The organism is Burkholderia metallica, from assembly GCF_001718555.1.
Lineage (GTDB): Bacteria > Pseudomonadota > Gammaproteobacteria > Burkholderiales > Burkholderiaceae > Burkholderia > Burkholderia metallica.
Genome location: NZ_CP013403.1, coordinates 1242324 through 1258702, shown reverse-complemented (window position 1 = coordinate 1258702; position 16379 = coordinate 1242324). Strand labels below are relative to the sequence as shown.

General features: G+C 66.1%; 16 protein-coding genes. 6 read left to right on the top strand and 10 right to left on the bottom strand.

Going from position 1 to position 16379, the window contains the following annotated elements:
• The first annotated feature begins 24 nt into the window (after positions 1–24).
• Complete coding sequence (locus tag WJ16_RS25300; protein ID WP_069259778.1) at positions 25–1116, top strand: porin; 1092 nt, start codon at positions 25–27, stop codon at positions 1114–1116.
• A gap of 142 nt (positions 1117–1258) precedes the next feature.
• On the opposite strand, the gene WJ16_RS25295 is transcribed toward WJ16_RS25300, so the two are convergent.
• Positions 1259–2224, bottom strand: a complete 966-nt coding sequence (locus WJ16_RS25295) for a quinone oxidoreductase family protein (RefSeq protein ID WP_069259777.1) — start codon at positions 2222–2224, stop codon at positions 1259–1261.
• Positions 2221–2523, bottom strand: coding sequence for a hypothetical protein (locus WJ16_RS25290; RefSeq protein WP_069259776.1), 303 nt, complete (start codon positions 2521–2523; stop codon positions 2221–2223). Before WJ16_RS25290 ends, WJ16_RS25295 begins: the two co-directional genes overlap by 4 nt.
• A 95-nt stretch (positions 2524–2618) precedes the next feature.
• Between WJ16_RS25290 and WJ16_RS25285 the strand changes: the two genes are divergently transcribed.
• Both WJ16_RS25285 and WJ16_RS35035 read left to right on the top strand, forming a co-directional pair.
• Positions 2619–3425 carry an AraC family transcriptional regulator gene (locus WJ16_RS25285; protein ID WP_069259775.1) on the top strand — a complete coding sequence of 269 codons (807 nt, stop codon included), beginning with the start codon at positions 2619–2621 and terminating at the stop codon, positions 3423–3425.
• 48 nt (positions 3426–3473) lie between these two features.
• Positions 3474–5081, top strand: a complete 1608-nt coding sequence (locus WJ16_RS35035) for a hypothetical protein (protein WP_157126861.1) — start codon at positions 3474–3476, stop codon at positions 5079–5081.
• Positions 5082–5193: 112 nt separating this feature from the next.
• Here WJ16_RS35035 and hpaI read toward each other — a convergent pair whose 3' ends face one another.
• The 7 genes from hpaI to WJ16_RS25250 form a co-directional block, all read right to left on the bottom strand.
• The gene (hpaI, locus tag WJ16_RS25280) at positions 5194–5997 is read right to left on the bottom strand and encodes a 4-hydroxy-2-oxoheptanedioate aldolase (protein ID WP_069259774.1); all 804 of its coding nucleotides are present in this window, start codon (positions 5995–5997) and stop codon (positions 5194–5196) included.
• 12 nt (positions 5998–6009) lie between these two features.
• On the bottom strand, positions 6010–6813 hold the full coding sequence (gene hpaH / locus WJ16_RS25275; RefSeq protein WP_069259773.1) for a 2-oxo-hept-4-ene-1,7-dioate hydratase: 804 nt from the start codon (positions 6811–6813) through the stop codon (positions 6010–6012).
• Between the two features lie 20 nt (positions 6814–6833).
• Positions 6834–7226 (bottom strand): 5-carboxymethyl-2-hydroxymuconate Delta-isomerase, encoded by a 393-nt coding sequence (locus tag WJ16_RS25270; RefSeq protein ID WP_069259772.1) that lies wholly within the window; start codon positions 7224–7226, stop codon positions 6834–6836.
• A 33-nt stretch (positions 7227–7259) separates the two neighbouring features.
• Positions 7260–8108 carry a 3,4-dihydroxyphenylacetate 2,3-dioxygenase gene (gene hpaD / locus WJ16_RS25265; protein WP_069259771.1) on the bottom strand — a complete coding sequence of 283 codons (849 nt, stop codon included), beginning with the start codon at positions 8106–8108 and terminating at the stop codon, positions 7260–7262.
• Between the two features lie 161 nt (positions 8109–8269).
• On the bottom strand, positions 8270–9733 hold the full coding sequence (gene hpaE, locus WJ16_RS25260; RefSeq protein WP_069259770.1) for a 5-carboxymethyl-2-hydroxymuconate semialdehyde dehydrogenase: 1464 nt from the start codon (positions 9731–9733) through the stop codon (positions 8270–8272).
• Between the two features lie 22 nt (positions 9734–9755).
• On the bottom strand, positions 9756–10520 hold the full coding sequence (locus WJ16_RS25255; RefSeq protein WP_069259769.1) for a fumarylacetoacetate hydrolase family protein: 765 nt from the start codon (positions 10518–10520) through the stop codon (positions 9756–9758).
• The gene (locus WJ16_RS25250) at positions 10517–11206 is read right to left on the bottom strand and encodes a fumarylacetoacetate hydrolase family protein (RefSeq protein ID WP_069259768.1); all 690 of its coding nucleotides are present in this window, start codon (positions 11204–11206) and stop codon (positions 10517–10519) included. Before WJ16_RS25250 ends, WJ16_RS25255 begins: the two co-directional genes overlap by 4 nt.
• Positions 11207–11358: 152 nt before the next feature.
• Here WJ16_RS25250 and hpaR point away from each other — a divergent pair, with 152 nt between their 5' ends.
• The gene (gene hpaR, locus WJ16_RS25245; RefSeq protein ID WP_069259767.1) at positions 11359–11799 is read left to right on the top strand and encodes a homoprotocatechuate degradation operon regulator HpaR; all 441 of its coding nucleotides are present in this window, start codon (positions 11359–11361) and stop codon (positions 11797–11799) included.
• Positions 11800–11854: 55 nt separating this feature from the next.
• Here hpaR and WJ16_RS25240 read toward each other — a convergent pair whose 3' ends face one another.
• On the bottom strand, positions 11855–13066 hold the full coding sequence (locus WJ16_RS25240) for an SDR family oxidoreductase (protein ID WP_069259766.1): 1212 nt from the start codon (positions 13064–13066) through the stop codon (positions 11855–11857).
• A gap of 641 nt (positions 13067–13707) precedes the next feature.
• Here WJ16_RS25240 and WJ16_RS25235 point away from each other — a divergent pair.
• A complete protein-coding gene (locus WJ16_RS25235; protein WP_069259765.1) occupies positions 13708–14052 on the top strand; it encodes a DUF3564 family protein in 345 nt (114 codons plus the stop codon).
• A 413-nt stretch (positions 14053–14465) separates the two neighbouring features.
• Positions 14466–16364 carry a peptidoglycan D,D-transpeptidase FtsI family protein gene (locus WJ16_RS25230; RefSeq protein ID WP_069259764.1) on the top strand — a complete coding sequence of 633 codons (1899 nt, stop codon included), beginning with the start codon at positions 14466–14468 and terminating at the stop codon, positions 16362–16364.
• The last annotated feature ends 15 nt before the right edge of the window (positions 16365–16379 follow it).

Here is a 16379-nt window from a genome sequence, read left to right as displayed (position 1 = left end):
ACAAGAACCAAGGAGACACCGTCAATGAAGTCACGCGCAGAACGTTCCCTTCGCGCCGCCGTCCTGACCGGCTCGGCCGCCGTCGCCGGTCTCGCCGCGGGCGCCGCCCACGCGCAGTCGTCGGTCACGATATACGGGATCATGGATGCCGGCATCGAGTTCGCGAACCACGCGGCGCCGGAGGGCGGCAATTCGTACAAGCTCAAGTCCGGCAACAAGAACACCTCGCGCTGGGGGCTGCGCGGCGTCGAGGATCTCGGCGGCGGGCTGAAGGCCGTGTTCCGTCTCGAAAGCGGGATCGATCTCGCGAACGGCACGTCCGACGACGGCCCCGACTCGATCTTCGGGCGCCGCGCAACCGTCGGCCTGAAGGGCAAGTGGGGCGAGATCTCGCTCGGCCGCAACTTCACCGTCACCTACGACTACATGCTGCCGTTCGACCCGATGGGTTATTCGCAGAACTACTCGTGGGCATCGTCGTCGATGGCGACCGGCGGCCGCAAGGACGGCATGTTCACGCGTTCGTCGAACGCGGTGCGCTACGACGGCGAATTCAGCGGTTTCAAGTTCGGCGCGATGTACGGCTTCGGCAACGTCCCCGGCAGCGTGAAGACCAGTTCGAAGTACGATGCGGCGATCGGCTACGAGGGCGGCGCGTTCGGCGCGGTGGTCGCGTTCGACCGGCAGAACGGCGCGTCCGACAGCGTGACGCCGGCCGACCCGGTCAACTACATCCAGGGGATTCATGCGGGCCTGAGCTACGACTTCGGCAATCTGAAGACGATGGCCGGCTACCGCAACTACAAGCGCACGTATCGCACCAGCGCCGCGAACCAGTTGAGCGACATGTACTGGGTCGGTGGCTCGTACCAGTTCACGCCGACGTTCTCGTTGATCGGCGCCGTTTACCACCAGAACATCAAGGGCGGCACGGATGCCGATCCGACGCTCGTGTCGATGCGCGCGCAGTATGCGCTGTCGAAGCGCACGGTGCTGTACGCGGCCGGCGCCTTCGCGATCGGACAGCATGGGCAGAAGGTCGGCGTGTCGCGCGATGTCAACGGCTACGGCACCACGCAGGTCGGCGTGACGGCCGGGATTCAGCAGCGGTTCTGAGCCTGACGGCGGGTGGCGGCGCGCGCGCGGCGTGCCGCCACCCGATCGCTCGCGATTGCACGACGCGGTTCGCCGGACCTGTCGGTATCCTGAAGAAATGGCCTCCGCAAACGGCGCCGGCCAGCCGCGCACCGTCGCTTCGTCATCCGCCCTCGCGCATCGTGAACACCGGTCGCACCACGCTGCTCGTGTCGGCCCAATGCGCACCGACGTCCGCCAGCGGCACGGCCCGCGTGTCGATCGACAGGCCCGCCGGCCCCGCCGCGTCGAACACGCCGCGCACCGACGCCAGCAGGCGCGGCAGCGGCACGCTGCCGAGGCCGCTGCCCATCAGCTCGATCGCCGTCGCCCGCAGCACCGCGCCCGGCAACAGCACGTCCGCACCGCCGATCGAGCCGATCTGCACGAAACGCAGCCGGCGGCCCTCGGGCGTCGCCTTCGCCGCGGCGACCAGCAGCACCTGTGCGCTGCTTCCCCACAGATAGTCGAGCACGACATCCACGCCCGCGCGCAAATGCGGCTCGAGCGCCCGCGCCAGATGCACGTCGTCCTGCTGCAGCGATACGACCGCATCCGCGCCCGCGCTCGACAACGCTTGCAGCGCGGCCGCATTGCGGCCGGTCGCGATCACCCGCGCGGCGCCGAGATGCTTCGCGATCCGCACCGCCAGCCGCCCCGACGCACCCGTTGCACCGTTGACGAGTACCGTCTCGCCCGCGACGAGCCGCGCACGCTCGGTCAGCGCGGCCCACGACGACATCCCGGGAATCGCGATCGCCGCGGCCGTGACGTCGTCGAGCGTGTCGGGCAGCGGCACGCACTGCGTATCCGGCGCGATCGTGCGCTCGGCCATCGCGCCGAACGGTGCGGAGGCGCCGAAGAAATAGACGCGTCGACCGTCATCGAGACGGCCGACACCGTCGACGCCGACGACGAACGGATAGCGCATGTCCGACGAGTAGTGCCTGCCGGACGCACGCCCCTGCGCGAGCCGGCTCAGCGCGGACGCCGTCACGTCGATCAGACGGTGGCCCGGCATCGCACGCGGCGCTTCGAATTCCATATGGACGGGACGCTCGCCGGCGCCCGTCACGACGGCTGCTTTCATCGCGACTCCTTGAATCGGGGATCCCGATCGACGGTTCCGGCGTGCGTGCTGCGTGCGTCGAGCCACGCACGCAGCGCGGGATCGCGTACTTCCAGCACGTCGAACAGGCCCAGCGCACGCAACGCGGGCAATGCGTCGATCGTGTCGGCCTCCGCGCGCGCCCGGTCGGCGGGCGCGGCGTTCGGGTCGGTCAGCACCCGCGCGTTGATCAGGAATGCGCCGACCGTGCCCTTGCGGATCGTCGTTGCGCCGACCTCGATCCGGTCGGCATGGTCGGGAAGCATGTGTTCGGCTCGCATCGTGTCGTACTCCGGTTGTCATCGATGGACGCAGTGTAGGCGTGCGAATCCGGCCGATCTCCGGTATAACGGCCATTCGATACCGATATCCGGCCATGTCCGATCCTCTGCTGCCCGCCCGCTTCGTCACGTCCGACGACGGCCCGTTCGTCGTCGCGGCCGTCATGTCGCAGCGCGACCCGCGCGTGACGCCGCCCCACTCGCATGCGCGCGGCCAGCTCGTCGGCGCGCTGAGCGGGCTCGTGACGATCGGTCTCGACGGCGAGGACTGGGTCGTGCCGGCGATCCATGCAATCTGGATTCCGCCGCATTGCCGGCATTCATTGCGCTCGTTCGGGCCGATTGCCGGCTGGTCGGCGTTCGTCGCCGAAGCGCGCTGCGCGTCGCTGCCGGCGACCCCGCGCGCGATCCGCACGACGCCGCTGCTGCGCGAGGCCGTGCAGCGCGCGGCGAGCTGGGACGGCTCGGACCTGGATGCCGCGCAAACGCGGATCGCCGACGTGATCCTCGATGAAATCGCGTCGTCGGAGGTCGAGGCACTGGGGCTGGTGCGGCCCCGGGATCCGCGGCTCGTCAGGATTACCGACGCGCTTGCCGCGGATCTCGCGGACAACCGGCGGCTGGAGGAGTGGGCCGAATGGGCCGGCATTAGCGCGCGGACGATGAGCCGCCGCTTCGTCGCGGAGACGGGGCTGACCTTCGCGCAGTGGCGTCAGCAGGCCAGGTTGCTGCGGGCGCTGGAGCGAATCGCCGACGGCGTGCCGGTGACGACGATCGCGCTCGATCTCGGGTACGACAATGTGAGCGCGTTCATCGACATGTTCCGCCGTGCGCTGGGGACGACGCCGGGGAGGTATATGGAGACCGGTCGATTCGAGCTACTCAAGAATGAGCACCAATGAACACTGCCTCCTGTCAAGTCAGCCTGAATCACGTCGCAGAATATAGCCATGCTGTCGCTGCAATCGGAACTCTATACAATTTTTTCGCGGCACAAGCAGGTCGGGACGCGTGAAAATTTCCAATTTGATCGCGGCATCGAAGTAATCGTCGCGCAGGCTGTCCACGAAAAAATATCAACCATGGTCAAAGCAATCACCAACCTGAACTCTTCTAGCGGCAAGGGCTTCACTTACGAACATCGCGTTGCAGCTGTCTATGCGTCTGCATTGCTATGTGAACAGAGTGCTCATGGCCTCGAAGGGAAAATTGTGAGCCGAGTTGCGTTGCAGCGCAAAGCGGTGGACGAACCGATGGATGACGTCATTGTCGATGCGGTGGCTCGAAATGCAGATATCTATCGACTTAGCCTGCAGGTCAAGCAATCTCTCACTATAACGAGCGCTCCCAGCAATACAGACTTCAGAGAAGTCATTGAAGCGGCATATTTGACGATAACATCTCAAGGATTCGATCGTGGCTTGCACCGGGTAGGTGTCGTAACTGGGAAATTCACATCAGCCGAAGCTCTGCCTGCGTTTTCCGCACTCTGCAGTGCGGCAGCGCATCAAAGTGCCTCATCGTTCACGCGCTATTACGGCACAAACGGCGGAATTCCGATCGTCACAAACAAGGTCGTTCGTGATCAATACGATTCCGTCACGCAAATCATTGCACCTCTTGTTGCGTCAGGCGACATTGCAGAACAAACTCATCGCCTGCTGTCGTCTTTCGTCCCAATCGAGATGCGGCTCGGAAGCCCCGGGGCATCCGATGAATTGTATGCGGAGCAGATGATCCGCAATTTCCTTCCCGAGCACGAAAAGGCTCTTGCTGGTTCAGTATGGAGATGTGTGCTCGACATTGTAGATCTAGGGACATCGCTAAGTGCCGAACTGGATCGGGAAAAGATCATCGCTGGACTGGACGGTCAGTTCGAAATTCCAAGTGCTCGCCAGACTAATGCATCTCCCTCGCCTTCGAAATGGTGGAAACCGCGCCGACGATTGGTTGCACTAGGCGTGTTCGCGTCTCTATTTGTGGCAGTCGGTACCTGGGGGCTCTCAAAATCCGAACGTGAATCTACCAACGCACAACCCTTGATCCCGGTGCCGGGGCGCTCCATGATCGATCGTTCGATCAACCTCGCCAAGATGGAGGGTGCTACGTCCACCGACGCTAGCAATGAATTCGTAATCGCGATTCCTTTCGCACGTCCGAGTTTGCCCCGCGGATCAACAATGCCGGAAGGGGCAAACGTCGTAGCACTATCGAACGCGTCACCCCTTCGCGTTGATAATCAGGATATCGTTTTCGGTGCCGGTCGATGCCGAATGCTTGGAACAGTCGAATGGCCAGATCAATCCATACTGCAGGGAGAAGCAACGATCCAGGGCCTCTCTTGCGTGATGGAAAACGGGGATTCCTACAGCCTCGGCCGAGAAAATACATCCCCCATCGGGTTCGTCACTGAGGCCGGAACGCCGGCTAACAGAACACTGTCGTTAATCGACGACGACAAGACTGTCACACTCCCACCCAATCACCGGTACATGGTGCGGTTCTTTGAACCGGTCCGAGCTTTGACCTTCACCGGTAAATCGGCAATCACTTGGTGAAACACAGGTCCCCGTGGCTCACCGGCATCTTGTAGCGGCCCACTCGCCAACTTCAACAACGCTCCCTTGATGCCGGAAACACCAAAATGGTATTCATAAACGCCACATCGACTCAGTAGACACCACCACTCGTTGACCGTGTCTCAGACTTCCCCTTGAACTGCGCGGCCAACCGCTCCGCACTCCTCGCCAGCAGCGTCGTATCGACACCGACCGCGACGAACAACGCCCCGGCTTCCAGATAGCGCCGCGCGGCCGCTTCATCCGCGCTCAGGATGCCCGGCGCCTTGCCGGCTGCCTTGATCGCGCGGATCGCCCCGTCGATCGCGGCCTGCACGTCCGGATGCCCCGGATTGCCGAGATGCCCGAGATCGGCCGCGAGATCCGCGGGCCCGATGAACACGCCGTCGACGCCGTCGACCCGCGCAATCGCATCGATCGCATCGAGCCCCGCACGCGTCTCGACCTGCACGAGCACGGCCATCTCGTCGTTCGCACGATGCAGATAATCGCCGACGCGATTCCACCGCGACGCACGCGCCAGCGCACTGCCCACGCCGCGCATCCCGTGCGGCGGATAACGCGTCGCCGCCACCGCCGCGCGCGCTTCGTCCGCGCTCTGCACCATCGGAACGAGCAACGTCTGCGCGCCGAGATCGAGCACCTGCTTGACGATCACCGGATCATTCCACGGCACGCGCACGACCGGCTGCGACGAATACGGCGCGATCGCCTGCAGTTGCGCCAGGATCGTCGGCACCGTGTTCGGCGCATGCTCGCCGTCGATCAGCAGCCAGTCGAAACCGGCACCCGCGACCACTTCGGCGCTGTACGGATTCGCGAGCCCGAGCCACAGCCCGATCTGCGCGTCGCCGCGTGCAAGTGCGGCCTTGAAGACATTCGAAGGAATCTGCATCGCTCGCTCACCTCACGCGAAGTAGCACTGGATCGTCCCGAGCGGACCGTAGTCGACGCTGAACGTATCGCCCGGCCGCGCCGCGCACGGCCGCGTGAACGAGCCGCCGAGCACGATCTGCCCCGGCTCCAGCGCGACGTCGAAGCGCGCGAGCCGATTGGCAAGCCACGCGACGCCGTTCGCCGGATGGTTCAGCACCCCGGCCGCCACCCCGGTTTCCTCGACCACGCCATTGCGCGACATGATCGCCGCGACCCACCGCAGATCGACGTCCTGCGGCTTCACCGGCCGCCCGCCGATCACGACGCCCGCGTTCGCCGCGTTGTCGGCGATCGTGTCGAACACCTTGCGCGGCCGCTTCGTGTCGGGGTCGATCGACTGGCTGCGCGCATCGATAATCTCGAGCGCCGGCACGACGTAGTCGACCGCGTCGTACACGTCGAAGATCGTGCAGTCCGGGCCGGTCAGCCGCTTGCCGAGCACGAACGCGAGTTCGACCTCGACGCGCGGCACGATGAAACGGCTGGCGGGAATCGTGCCGCCGTCGGCGAAGAACATGTCGTCGAGCAGCGCGCCGTAGTCGGGCTCGTCGATCTGCGACGTGTTCTGCATCGCCTTCGACGTGAGGCCGATCTTGTGGCCCTTCAGCGTGCGGCCTTCGGCGAGCTTGAGGGCCACCCACGCGCGCTGGATCGCATACGCGTCGTCGATCGTGATGTCGGGATGGTCGAGCGAGATCTGGCGGATCTGCTGGCGCTCGCGCTCGGCGTCGTGCAGACGCTGCGCGAGCTGGTCGATGAGGGCGGGTTCGAGCATGGTCGGATCGGGAATGGGGTTCAGCCTGCCCGCTTGTAGCGGGCATGGATGTTGTTGTGCTTGTACGAGCCGCTTTCGCTGAACTCGGTCAATTCCATCGACAGCGCGAGGTAGCGTTTCGCGTACAGCTCGGCGAAATGCGCCTTCAGCGCATCGAACAGCGCGTCGCACGCGGCCTTTTTCTGCTCGTCGGTGCGGCCCGAACCGATCTTGAGCGTCACGTGGACGAACGCGTCGTCCTCCGTACCGTCGGCCACGCAGTAATCCTGCAGTTCGATCGCGCGCGAGCGGATGCCGCCCGTCGGGAACACGCCGCCCTGCGCGATCAGCGTCTCGTTGATCGTGCGCAGCAGCGCGGGAATGCGGGCGTCGTCGCGGATGTTCGCGGTGTATTCAACGACGATATGCGGCATGTCGGGTCTCCTGTCGAATGGGTGGCGAAGTGCTCAGGACAACGGAAAGATCGCATTGATCTGCCCGGTGCCCGAACTCGCGAAATAGTCGGTCACGATCTCGACGGGTTTGTCGTAGCGATCCCAGCCGAGCAGGCCGAGCAGCATCGCGGTGTCGTGCATCCCGCCTTCGCCGTGGCAATGCGTGTTGTACTCGGGCAGCATCGCGCAGAACGTCCTGAAATCGCCCTGCTTCCACAGCTCGACCACGCGCAGGTCGACCTGCCGGAAGAATTCGCGGCTGATCTGGTGAATCGATTCCTCGGGGCTGCCGTTGTCGTTGAAGCGGTGCGACAGCGAGCCGCTCGCGAGAAACGCGACGTTCGAATCGCTGTTCTCGATCGCTTCCAGCAGCGCCTCGCCGAAGCGCCGGCTTTCGTCGAGCTGATGCCACATGCACCAGCCGGCGATCGACACGACCTTGAAGTGCTGGTCGCCGTTCATGTAACGCATCGGCACGAGTGTGCCGTATTCGAGTTCGAGGCTGTCGATCTCGTGCGCGCGCGTCGCGATCCCGCGCCCGCTGGCCGTCTCGGCGATCAGCCGGCCGAGCGCCGGGTTTCCCGGATACGCGTACTGCATGTCGCGAATGAAATGCGGCAGTTCGTTGCTCGTGTACGTGCCCGAGAACCGCGCGTTGCAGTTCACGTGATAGCCGGCATTGACGAGCCAGTGCACGTCCGACACGACGATCGTGTCGACGCCGAGCGCGCGGCAGCGCTCGCCGATCAGCCGATGGCCGCGGATCGCCGCTTCGCGGCAGCCGTGATGCTTGCCGGGCATTTCCGACAGGTACATCGACGGCACGTGCGTGATTTTCGCGGCGAGGGACAGTTTCCCCATCGTTCAAGTCTCCTGTCGGCCGGAGTTAGCGCTTTAGCGGTTACTCCGGCCCCATGCTTCGCGGTCGACTGGAGTTAGCGCTTTCGCGATTATTCCAGCCCCTTGCGTGGCCGGCGTGCCGGCCAGGGAATCATTTCGTGCTGCCGGGCGCGTCGCGCCCGTTACACGCCCCAGCGCGGAATGTGGTGCGATCCCATCGAGATGCACACGTTCTTGATCTCGGCGAACACCTCGAAACTGTATTCGCCGCCCTCGCGTCCGGTGCCCGATTCCTTCACGCCGCCGAACGGCTGGCGCAGGTCGCGCACGTTCTGGCTGTTCACGAACACCATGCCCGCTTCGATGCCGCGCGCGAGGCGATGCACCTTGCCGACGTCCTGTGTCCAGATGTACGACGCGAGGCCGTACGACGTGGCGTTCGCGAGCCGCAGCCCTTCCTCCTCGTCCTCGAACGGGATCAGGCACGCGACCGGCCCGAAGATTTCTTCCTGCGCGACACGCATCCGGTTGTCGACGTCGGCCAGCACGGTCGGCCGCACGAAGTTGCCGTTGCGCAGATGGTCGGGCAGGCCCGCCGGCTTGTCCGCGCCGCCCGCGACCACGCGCGCGCCTTCCTGCTCGCCGATGCGGATGTAGCCCGTCACCTTCTCCCAGTGCTGGCGCGTGATCATCGCGCCGAGGTTCGTGGCCGGATCGGACGGATCGCCGACCACCAGGTTGTTCGCGCGGCGCGCGAATTCCTGCACGAAGCGATCGTAAATCGTGCGCTGCACGAAGATCCGCGAGCCCGCGGTGCAGCGTTCGCCGTTGATCGAGAAGATCGTGAACAGCGACGCGTCGAGCGCGCGGTCGAAATCGGCGTCGTCGAAGATCAGCACCGGCGACTTGCCGCCGAGTTCCATCGAATACTTCTTGAGACCGGCGCGTTCCATGATCCGCTTGCCGGTGACCGTACCGCCGGTGAACGACACCGCACGCACGTCGGGGTGGCGCACCAGCGCGTCGCCGACCGTTGCGCCGTAGCCCTGCACGACGTTGAGCACGCCCGGCGGAATGCCGGCTTCGAGCGCGAGGCGTCCGAGCTGATCGGCCGTCAGCGGCGACAGCTCCGACATCTTCAGCACGGCGGTGTTGCCGAGCGCGAGGCACGGCGCGGTCTTCCACGTCGCGGTCATGAACGGCACGTTCCACGGCGACACCAGCGCACACACGCCGACCGGCTGGTACAGCGTGTAGTTCAGCATCTGGTCGTCGACCGGATAGGTGCGGCCGTTCATCTGCACGCACACTTCCGCAAAGAAGTTGAAGTTCTCGGACGCGCGCGGAATCAGCTGCTTGCTCGTCTGCGCGATCGGCAGGCCGGTGTCCTGCGTCTCAAGCGCCGCGAGCATCGGCACGTTCTTCTCGATCAGCTCGCCGAGCTTGCGCATCAGCTTCGCGCGTTCCTTCGCGGGCGTGTTCGCCCATTTCGGGAACGCTTCCTTCGCCGCGCGCACGGCCGCGTCGACTTCGGCCTCTCCGCCCGAGGCGACGTCGGTGATCACGTCGCCCGTCGCGGGATTCAGCGTCGTGAACGTCTCGCGGCTCTCGACTTCGCGGCCGTCGATCCAGTGCTTGATGGTCATGCTCTCTCCTTGGGCGACGGGCTCAGCCGGCGCGATAGTAGTCTGCATCGCCGACGATCGTGTTCACGAGCCGGCCGATGCCTTCGATTTCGGTCACGACCTCGTCGCCCGGCTTCGTGTCCGCCAGCCCCTCGGGCGTGCCGGTCAGGATCAGGTCGCCCGGCGAGAGCGTCATGAAGCCGCTGATGTGCTCGATCAGCGCCGGCACGTCGAAGATCATGTCGCGCGTGCTGCCGCGCTGCGTCTCCTGGCCGTTCACCGTCGTGCGCAGCGTCAGGTCGCCCGCGTCGCCGATCTCGTCGCGGCTGACGAACCACGGCCCGAGCGGCGTGCAGGTGTCGCGGTTCTTCACGCGCAGGTTCGGCCGGTAGTAGTTCTCGAGATAGTCGCGAATCGCATAGTCGTTCGCGACCGTGTAGCCGGCCACATAGTCGAGCGCCTGCGCGCGGCTCACGTTGCGCGCGGGCCGGCCGATCACGACCGCCAGCTCGCACTCGTAGTGCATGTGGGTGGCATCCGCCGGGCGCACGGTGCGCGACCGGTGGCCGACGAACGTGTTCGGCCCTTTCAGGAAGATCAGCGGTTCGCTCGGCGCGTTGAACGCGAGTTCCTTCGCGTGGTCCGCGTAGTTCAGGCCGAGCGCGAACGTCGTGCGCGGCGCGACGGGCGGCAGCCAGATCACCGCGTCTTCGGCAACGACGCTTCCCGTATCGAGGCGGATCGCGCCGTCGCCGGCCGGTTCGGCTGCATGCAGTGCGCCGTTGTAGATCACGCGCGCCGTCTTCATCGTGCTTCCTCCGCCATCAGCGTGTGCCGCAACGTGCCGATGCCGGCGGCGGCGATCTCGATCGTGCTGCCCGCGCGGGCGCGCGGCGCGCCGCCCGCGACGCCGAGCAGCAGCACGTCGCCGGCGTCGAACGACATGAAGGCCGTCACGTCCGCGATCAGCTCGCGCACCGGGCGGATCAGCGTGGCGGTCGACGCGGATGCCGCGGTTTCGCCGTCGATCCGCACGCTCAGGCCGATCGCGTCGACGTCGCCGAGCGCGGCGGCCGGCACGATGACGGGGCCCAGCGGGCAAAAGCCGTCGCGGCACTTGAAGCGCACGGCCGGACGGTAGTAATCGGGATGCGGCACCGACACGTCGCTCGCGAGCGTGAAGCCGTGAACATAGTCGAGCGCCTGCGCGGCCGGCACGCGCGTCGCGCGCCGGGCGAACACGACGGCCACCGATGCACCGATTTCCAGCGCATCTACACCGGCCGGCACGACGACGGCCGCACCGTCGGCCGCATGCGTGTTGGCCGGCTTGATATACAGGATCGGCGCCTGCGGCGGACGGCCGTAAGGCGGTGCATTCACGGCCTCGCCGAGCGCGTCGAGCGCGTGGCGCTCGTTGAGCAGCGCCCCGTAGACGGTACCGATGGCGACCGGCAACGGCGGCGCCGCGGCGGTCGTGCAAGACAGCTCCATGCGTCATTCCCCTGCCGCGCGTCGCGGCGCATCGTCAATACTTAACATCTTAAGTAAACAATCGGACGCTGACAACCTCGATTACCCTGATAAGCGAAATTCACTACCGGCGGCTGTTAAGATTGATGCGTCCCCGTCCACTATCCACCCCGATGAACCGTACGCTCGACCATCGCAACCTGGCCATGCTGCTGCTCGAGGCCCGCGAAACGCTGATGGGTCTGTTTCGCCCCATTCTCAAGGAATTCGCGCTGACCGAACAGCAATGGCGGATCATCCGCGTGCTCGACGGCGAACCGGCGCAGGCGCTCGAAGCGGGACAGATCGCACGGCGCTGCTGCATCCTGAGCCCGAGCCTCACGGGCGTGCTGGAGCGGATGGAGCGCGACGGCCTGATCACCCGCACGCGCGCGCAGGAAGATCAGCGCCGGCTGCTGGTCGGCCTGACGCCGCAAAGCAGGAAACTGGTCACGGAAATCGGCCCGCGGATCGACGAGCAGTACCGGCAGCTCGAATCGCGGTTCGGCCAGGACGGCCTCGAAGACATCTATCGCGCGCTCGACCGGCTCATCGAGCTCGGCGGCAACCCGTGAGGACGGCGCCCGCTCCCGCCGGCGGCGGAAACGGGCGCCGGTGCAACGCGGGCGGTCAGTGCAACGCGCCGCGCATCAGTTCGGTCACGGCCACGCCGCGCGACGTGCGCATGCATTCCTCGACGTAATCGATGAACGGCAACGGCTCGAAATCGATTTCGTCGCGCACGCGGCGGTTGTCGAACACGCGATCGACCGTCGCGAATTCCCCGCAGCGCTGCAACGCCCGGCCGATCACGCGCTCGAGCGCCGGATCGGTCCGCCCGAGCACGTCGCGCACCACGAGCGGCAGTTCGGCCGGCGCGCACGCCGCGTAGCGCGGCGCGCCCGTCATCCCCGCCGCCTCGTCCATCGCGCGCACGATCTGCGCGACCTGCGGCGCCTCGTCGCCGGCCGACACGTGATACAGGTCGTGCGCGAGCGTCGGCTTGACCGCCAGCAGCATCGTCGCGCGCGCCACGTCGTCCACCGACACGATGTCGATGCGCGTCATCGGCCGCGCGGTGAAACGTCGCGCGGCATGCGCAAGCCGGAACATCCAGAACGAATTCGGCGCGGGCCGCGTCCCGAGCACCGTGTGGCCGACCACGTGCGACGGCCGCACGACGACGAGCGGCAGCCCGAGCGCACGCAGGCGCTGCTCGGTCTGCGCCTTCGCGCGCAGGTAGTCCGCCGCGAGCACGGCGCCCGGCAGGCCTTCGTCGTGGTGCGCCGTGTCGTTCGCCGTATCGCCCATCGCCTCTTCCTGCACGATGCCGCCGCGGCCCGCATGCGCGTACGCGGTGCCGACGTACACGAAGCGCTGCAGGCGCGGCGTCCGTGCGAAACGCTCGGCGAAGCGCACCGCATCGGCGATGTCGGCCCGCAGGTGCGCACCGTCGGCCGGCGATGCATGGCCGGCGCAGTGAATCACGTGCGTCGCATCCGCGAGGCGCGGCGCGTCGGCGCCTTGCCACACGTCGCCGAGCGCGCCGACGATCACGTTCGCGTCGGTCAGGCGCGACGCCCAGTACGGCGCCAGCCCCGCACGCAACGCTGCTTCGCGAAGCCGCGCGACGGCGTGGCCGCGATCCTGCGCACGCACGACGCAGACGATGCGCTCAAGCAGCCCCGCATTGACGAGCGCCGTCAGCACGGTACTGCCGATGAAGCCGGTTGCGCCGGTCAGCACCAGCCGTCCGACGTTCGCCGCCGCGACCGGTGCGCTGGCCGGCGACACGAGGCTCGTGCGCCAGTTGAGCGACAACGCGGTTTTCCAGATCAGCACGATAGTCTCCTTCGAAGAGTCGGCCGGGCGGCGTGGCGCCCGCGGTTGCGGGACGCGCACGGCACAGCGGCCGGGCCGGGGCCTGACGCGCGCCCCGGCGGTCCCGATCGGGCGTGCGGCCCGCGATCGCGTCGATCGCGTCTCTGGCACGAGGCGGCGGCAGCCGCCGGGGACGGGCGTCCGCGGCACTGGATCGGGAGGATGCCAGTGTGGGGCCCGACCGCACGCAAGTCTGTCCCGAAAGTTTCGTGAAAGTGTGCCGATTTGTATGCGATTGTCTGAGTCTGTCGTGCCGACATGCTGTCAAGACGCAGCAACATCCGGTCGGGCCGCCTCGCGACCGCACTGCCCGGCCGGACCGGTTTCGCGGCCGGGCGCACGCGACAGATCGACGCGCCCCGCGGCCCTGTCATCCCATGTCTCGAAGATCGGCCGGCATCCCGCGGTGCCGCGATCCTCCGCGACGCCCGTGTTGACGGACGCTGTCGGAATAACCATGCATCGTCAGACGTCATTCCATCTGAAACCGCAATCCATTCAATACGAATCCATTGCGGTTTATCACTTGCGTTTCACACCAGTCTATCTAGACTGTTCAAGTCAAAACGCTCGAATGCATCATTTTTCAGGAGACGATCACAATGCGCCTCACCATTCGTATTAATGGCAGCGAATCGGCAACCCGGCATTCCTTCGCGGTCCTGTGGGTCGATACCGACGAGGGGCTGTGGTCGCGCGAGGCACATCAGGGCATCGATCTTCCGGCCTGGGGCAAGGTCCGCGATGTCGAAGGCGCGATGGCGCTGTGCGCGGCCGATGGCGGGAATGCCGTGTGCCAGCTGAAGGGGCTGTCGTTCGGCGCGACGCAGCGCGAACAGGGCCCGGCCGTGCTCGCCGGCGATCACCCCGGCGCGTGGCGGCTGCAGGCCGTCGATCGCTGCACGACGCAGCCGGAATATCGGGAATTCATCTCCGTCGCCCGATAGGAATTACCGATCCCATTCGTCTGCGGTTTTCGGTTTATTCCGGTTTCAGCGATATTCATTTCGATATTCAGAATTAATGGCGCCCCTTCGAGGGCGCTTTTCATTTCCCCGATTAAAGAAATAATCGCCGGCCGGGCAATTGATCGTGTGCCGTGGCGGTCGGCATCCGTCTTCTCCGGATAGCGATCCCCGGATCGACGGCAAGCGTATCGCGCGGCGTTCTCCCGATGCTGCGTCGATGAAATGCCGTTTCGCAGCCCCTTCCTTCCCCCTGTTCCGCCCTTTTCCCGCTACCCGACAGCCGCTTTTCACGGGGCCGGAACATACTTTCCCCACACGATGTTTACTCATTTATTACAATCGCATTATTCAGACTCACTCGCCGCCCCTCGGCGGCCCGACCCCGCTATTGCATGAGCGTGAAAAAGAAGACCCACCCCGCCGATCCGTACGCGGCCGCGACCAAGAACCCGATGCTCGCGGCGCGCCTGCCGATGTGGCGCTCGAAGCTGATCGTGATCGTCGTGTTCCTTGCGTTCGCCGCGCTGATCGGCCGCGCGTTCTGGGTGCAGGTCGCGAACAAGGAGTTCTACGTCGGACAGGGCCAGAAACGCTACCAGCGCACGATCGAGCTCGATGCGACGCGCGGGCGCATCGTCGACCGCAACGGCGCGATGCTCGCGGTCAGCCTGTCGACCTATGAAATCTGGGCGAATCCGAAGCAGGTTGCCGATACCGACTACCCGCAGATCTCGAAGCTGCTCGACATCCCGCTCGCCGAGGTCAAGCGGCGTCTCGGCAACGACAAGTCGTTCGTGCTGCTCAAGCGGCAGGTCGACGCGGACACCGCGGGCAAGCTCGACAAGCTCGCGATCGACGGCATCACGCAGATCGCCGATTCGAAACGCTTCTACCCGGAAGGCGAATCGGCCGCGCACGTGGTCGGTTTCACGAACATCGAGGACAAGGGGCAGGAAGGCGTCGAGCTCGCGGCGAATGCGCGCCTGGTGGGTACGTCCGGCCAGCGCGAGGTGATCCGCGACCGGCTCGGCCGCATCGTGTCGGACACGCGCCCGCTCGTGCCCGCGCAGCACGGCGCGACGATCGAACTGACGATCGACCGCCGCATCCAGCAGCTCGCGTTCAGCCAGCTCAAGGCGGCCGTGATCGAAAACAACGCGGTGGCCGGCAGCGTCGTGGTGCTCGACGCGCAGAACGGCGAGATTCTCGCGCTGGCGAACTACCCGACCTTCGACCCGAACGACCGCGCGCGCCTCACCGGCCAGCAGTTGCGCAATCGCGCGGTGATCGACACGTTCGAACCGGGCTCGACGATCAAGCCGCTCGTCGTCGCGCTGTCGATCGACGAGCGCAAGGTCACGCCGAACACGATCATCAACACGTCGCCGGGCACCTACAAGATCGGCCCGGCCGTGATTCACGACACGTCGAACCACGGGTCGCTGACGGTGTCGCAGGCACTGCAGAAGTCGAGCAACGTCGCGCTCGCGAAGCTCGCGTTGAACCTGCCCGCCGAAACGATCTGGAACAAGTACCAGGAATACGGGATCGGCCGCGCGCCGGAGCTGACGTTCCCGGGCGTCGCATCGGGCCGGCTGCGCGGCTACAAGCGCTGGCGGCCGATCGAGCAGGCGACGATGGCGTACGGCTACGGGCTGTCGATGTCGCTGCTGCAGATCGCGCAGACCTACACGGCCTATGCGGGCGACGGCACGCTGCACCCGGTGTCGCTGCTGAAGAACGGCACCGACCAGCAGACGATCGACGCGCATCGCGGCCATCGCGTGACGTCGCCGCAAACGGCCGCGTCGATCCGCTCGATGCTCGAGATGGCGGTCGGCGAAGGCGGCACGGGGCGCCGCGCGCGCGTCGACGGCTACCGGATCGGCGGCAAGACGGGGACCGCGCGCAAGCAGGTCGGCGCCTCCTATGCGAAGGGCAAGTACCGCGCGCTGTTCGCCGGGATGGCGCCGATGAGCAACCCGCGCCTGATCGTCGCGGTGATGATCGACGAGCCGCGCGGCAAGGGCTACTACGGCGGCACGGTGGCAGGCCCGGTGTTCGCGTCGGTCACGAGCGGCTCGCTGCAGTTGCTCGGCGTGCCGCCCGATGCGCCGGTCGAATCCGAGAAGACGCCGCCGGTGAAGGGCACTGCGCCGCAAAAGACGGTGGCGGCGCCGAAAGCGGCGGCGACGCAGGCACGGACGGCTGCCACGCCGAAAGCCGCTGCTCCACTGAATACGGCTGCGCCGTCGAAAGCGTCGGCGCAGGCGAATACGGCGGCAGGGTAATCGACGCCGCCCGCG

What these genes read in the sequence shown, in the direction of transcription:
- WJ16_RS25300 (WP_069259778.1), top strand. Translation starts at nt 25, where the DNA reads ATGAAGTCACGCGCAGAACGTTCCCTTCGCGCCGCCGTCCTGACCGGC.
- WJ16_RS25295 (WP_069259777.1), bottom strand. Translation starts at nt 2,224, where the DNA reads ATGAAAGCAGCCGTCGTGACGGGCGCCGGCGAGCGTCCCGTCCATATG.
- WJ16_RS25290 (WP_069259776.1), bottom strand. Translation starts at nt 2,523, where the DNA reads ATGCGAGCCGAACACATGCTTCCCGACCATGCCGACCGGATCGAGGTC.
- WJ16_RS25285 (WP_069259775.1), top strand. Translation starts at nt 2,619, where the DNA reads ATGTCCGATCCTCTGCTGCCCGCCCGCTTCGTCACGTCCGACGACGGC.
- WJ16_RS35035 (WP_157126861.1), top strand. Translation starts at nt 3,474, where the DNA reads ATGCTGTCGCTGCAATCGGAACTCTATACAATTTTTTCGCGGCACAAG.
- hpaI (WP_069259774.1), bottom strand. Translation starts at nt 5,997, where the DNA reads ATGCAGATTCCTTCGAATGTCTTCAAGGCCGCACTTGCACGCGGCGAC.
- hpaH (WP_069259773.1), bottom strand. Translation starts at nt 6,813, where the DNA reads ATGCTCGAACCCGCCCTCATCGACCAGCTCGCGCAGCGTCTGCACGAC.
- WJ16_RS25270 (WP_069259772.1), bottom strand. Translation starts at nt 7,226, where the DNA reads ATGCCGCATATCGTCGTTGAATACACCGCGAACATCCGCGACGACGCC.
- hpaD (WP_069259771.1), bottom strand. Translation starts at nt 8,108, where the DNA reads ATGGGGAAACTGTCCCTCGCCGCGAAAATCACGCACGTGCCGTCGATG.
- hpaE (WP_069259770.1), bottom strand. Translation starts at nt 9,733, where the DNA reads ATGACCATCAAGCACTGGATCGACGGCCGCGAAGTCGAGAGCCGCGAG.
- WJ16_RS25255 (WP_069259769.1), bottom strand. Translation starts at nt 10,520, where the DNA reads ATGAAGACGGCGCGCGTGATCTACAACGGCGCACTGCATGCAGCCGAA.
- WJ16_RS25250 (WP_069259768.1), bottom strand. Translation starts at nt 11,206, where the DNA reads ATGGAGCTGTCTTGCACGACCGCCGCGGCGCCGCCGTTGCCGGTCGCC.
- hpaR (WP_069259767.1), top strand. Translation starts at nt 11,359, where the DNA reads ATGAACCGTACGCTCGACCATCGCAACCTGGCCATGCTGCTGCTCGAG.
- WJ16_RS25235 (WP_069259765.1), top strand. Translation starts at nt 13,708, where the DNA reads ATGCGCCTCACCATTCGTATTAATGGCAGCGAATCGGCAACCCGGCAT.
- WJ16_RS25230 (WP_069259764.1), top strand. Translation starts at nt 14,466, where the DNA reads ATGAGCGTGAAAAAGAAGACCCACCCCGCCGATCCGTACGCGGCCGCG.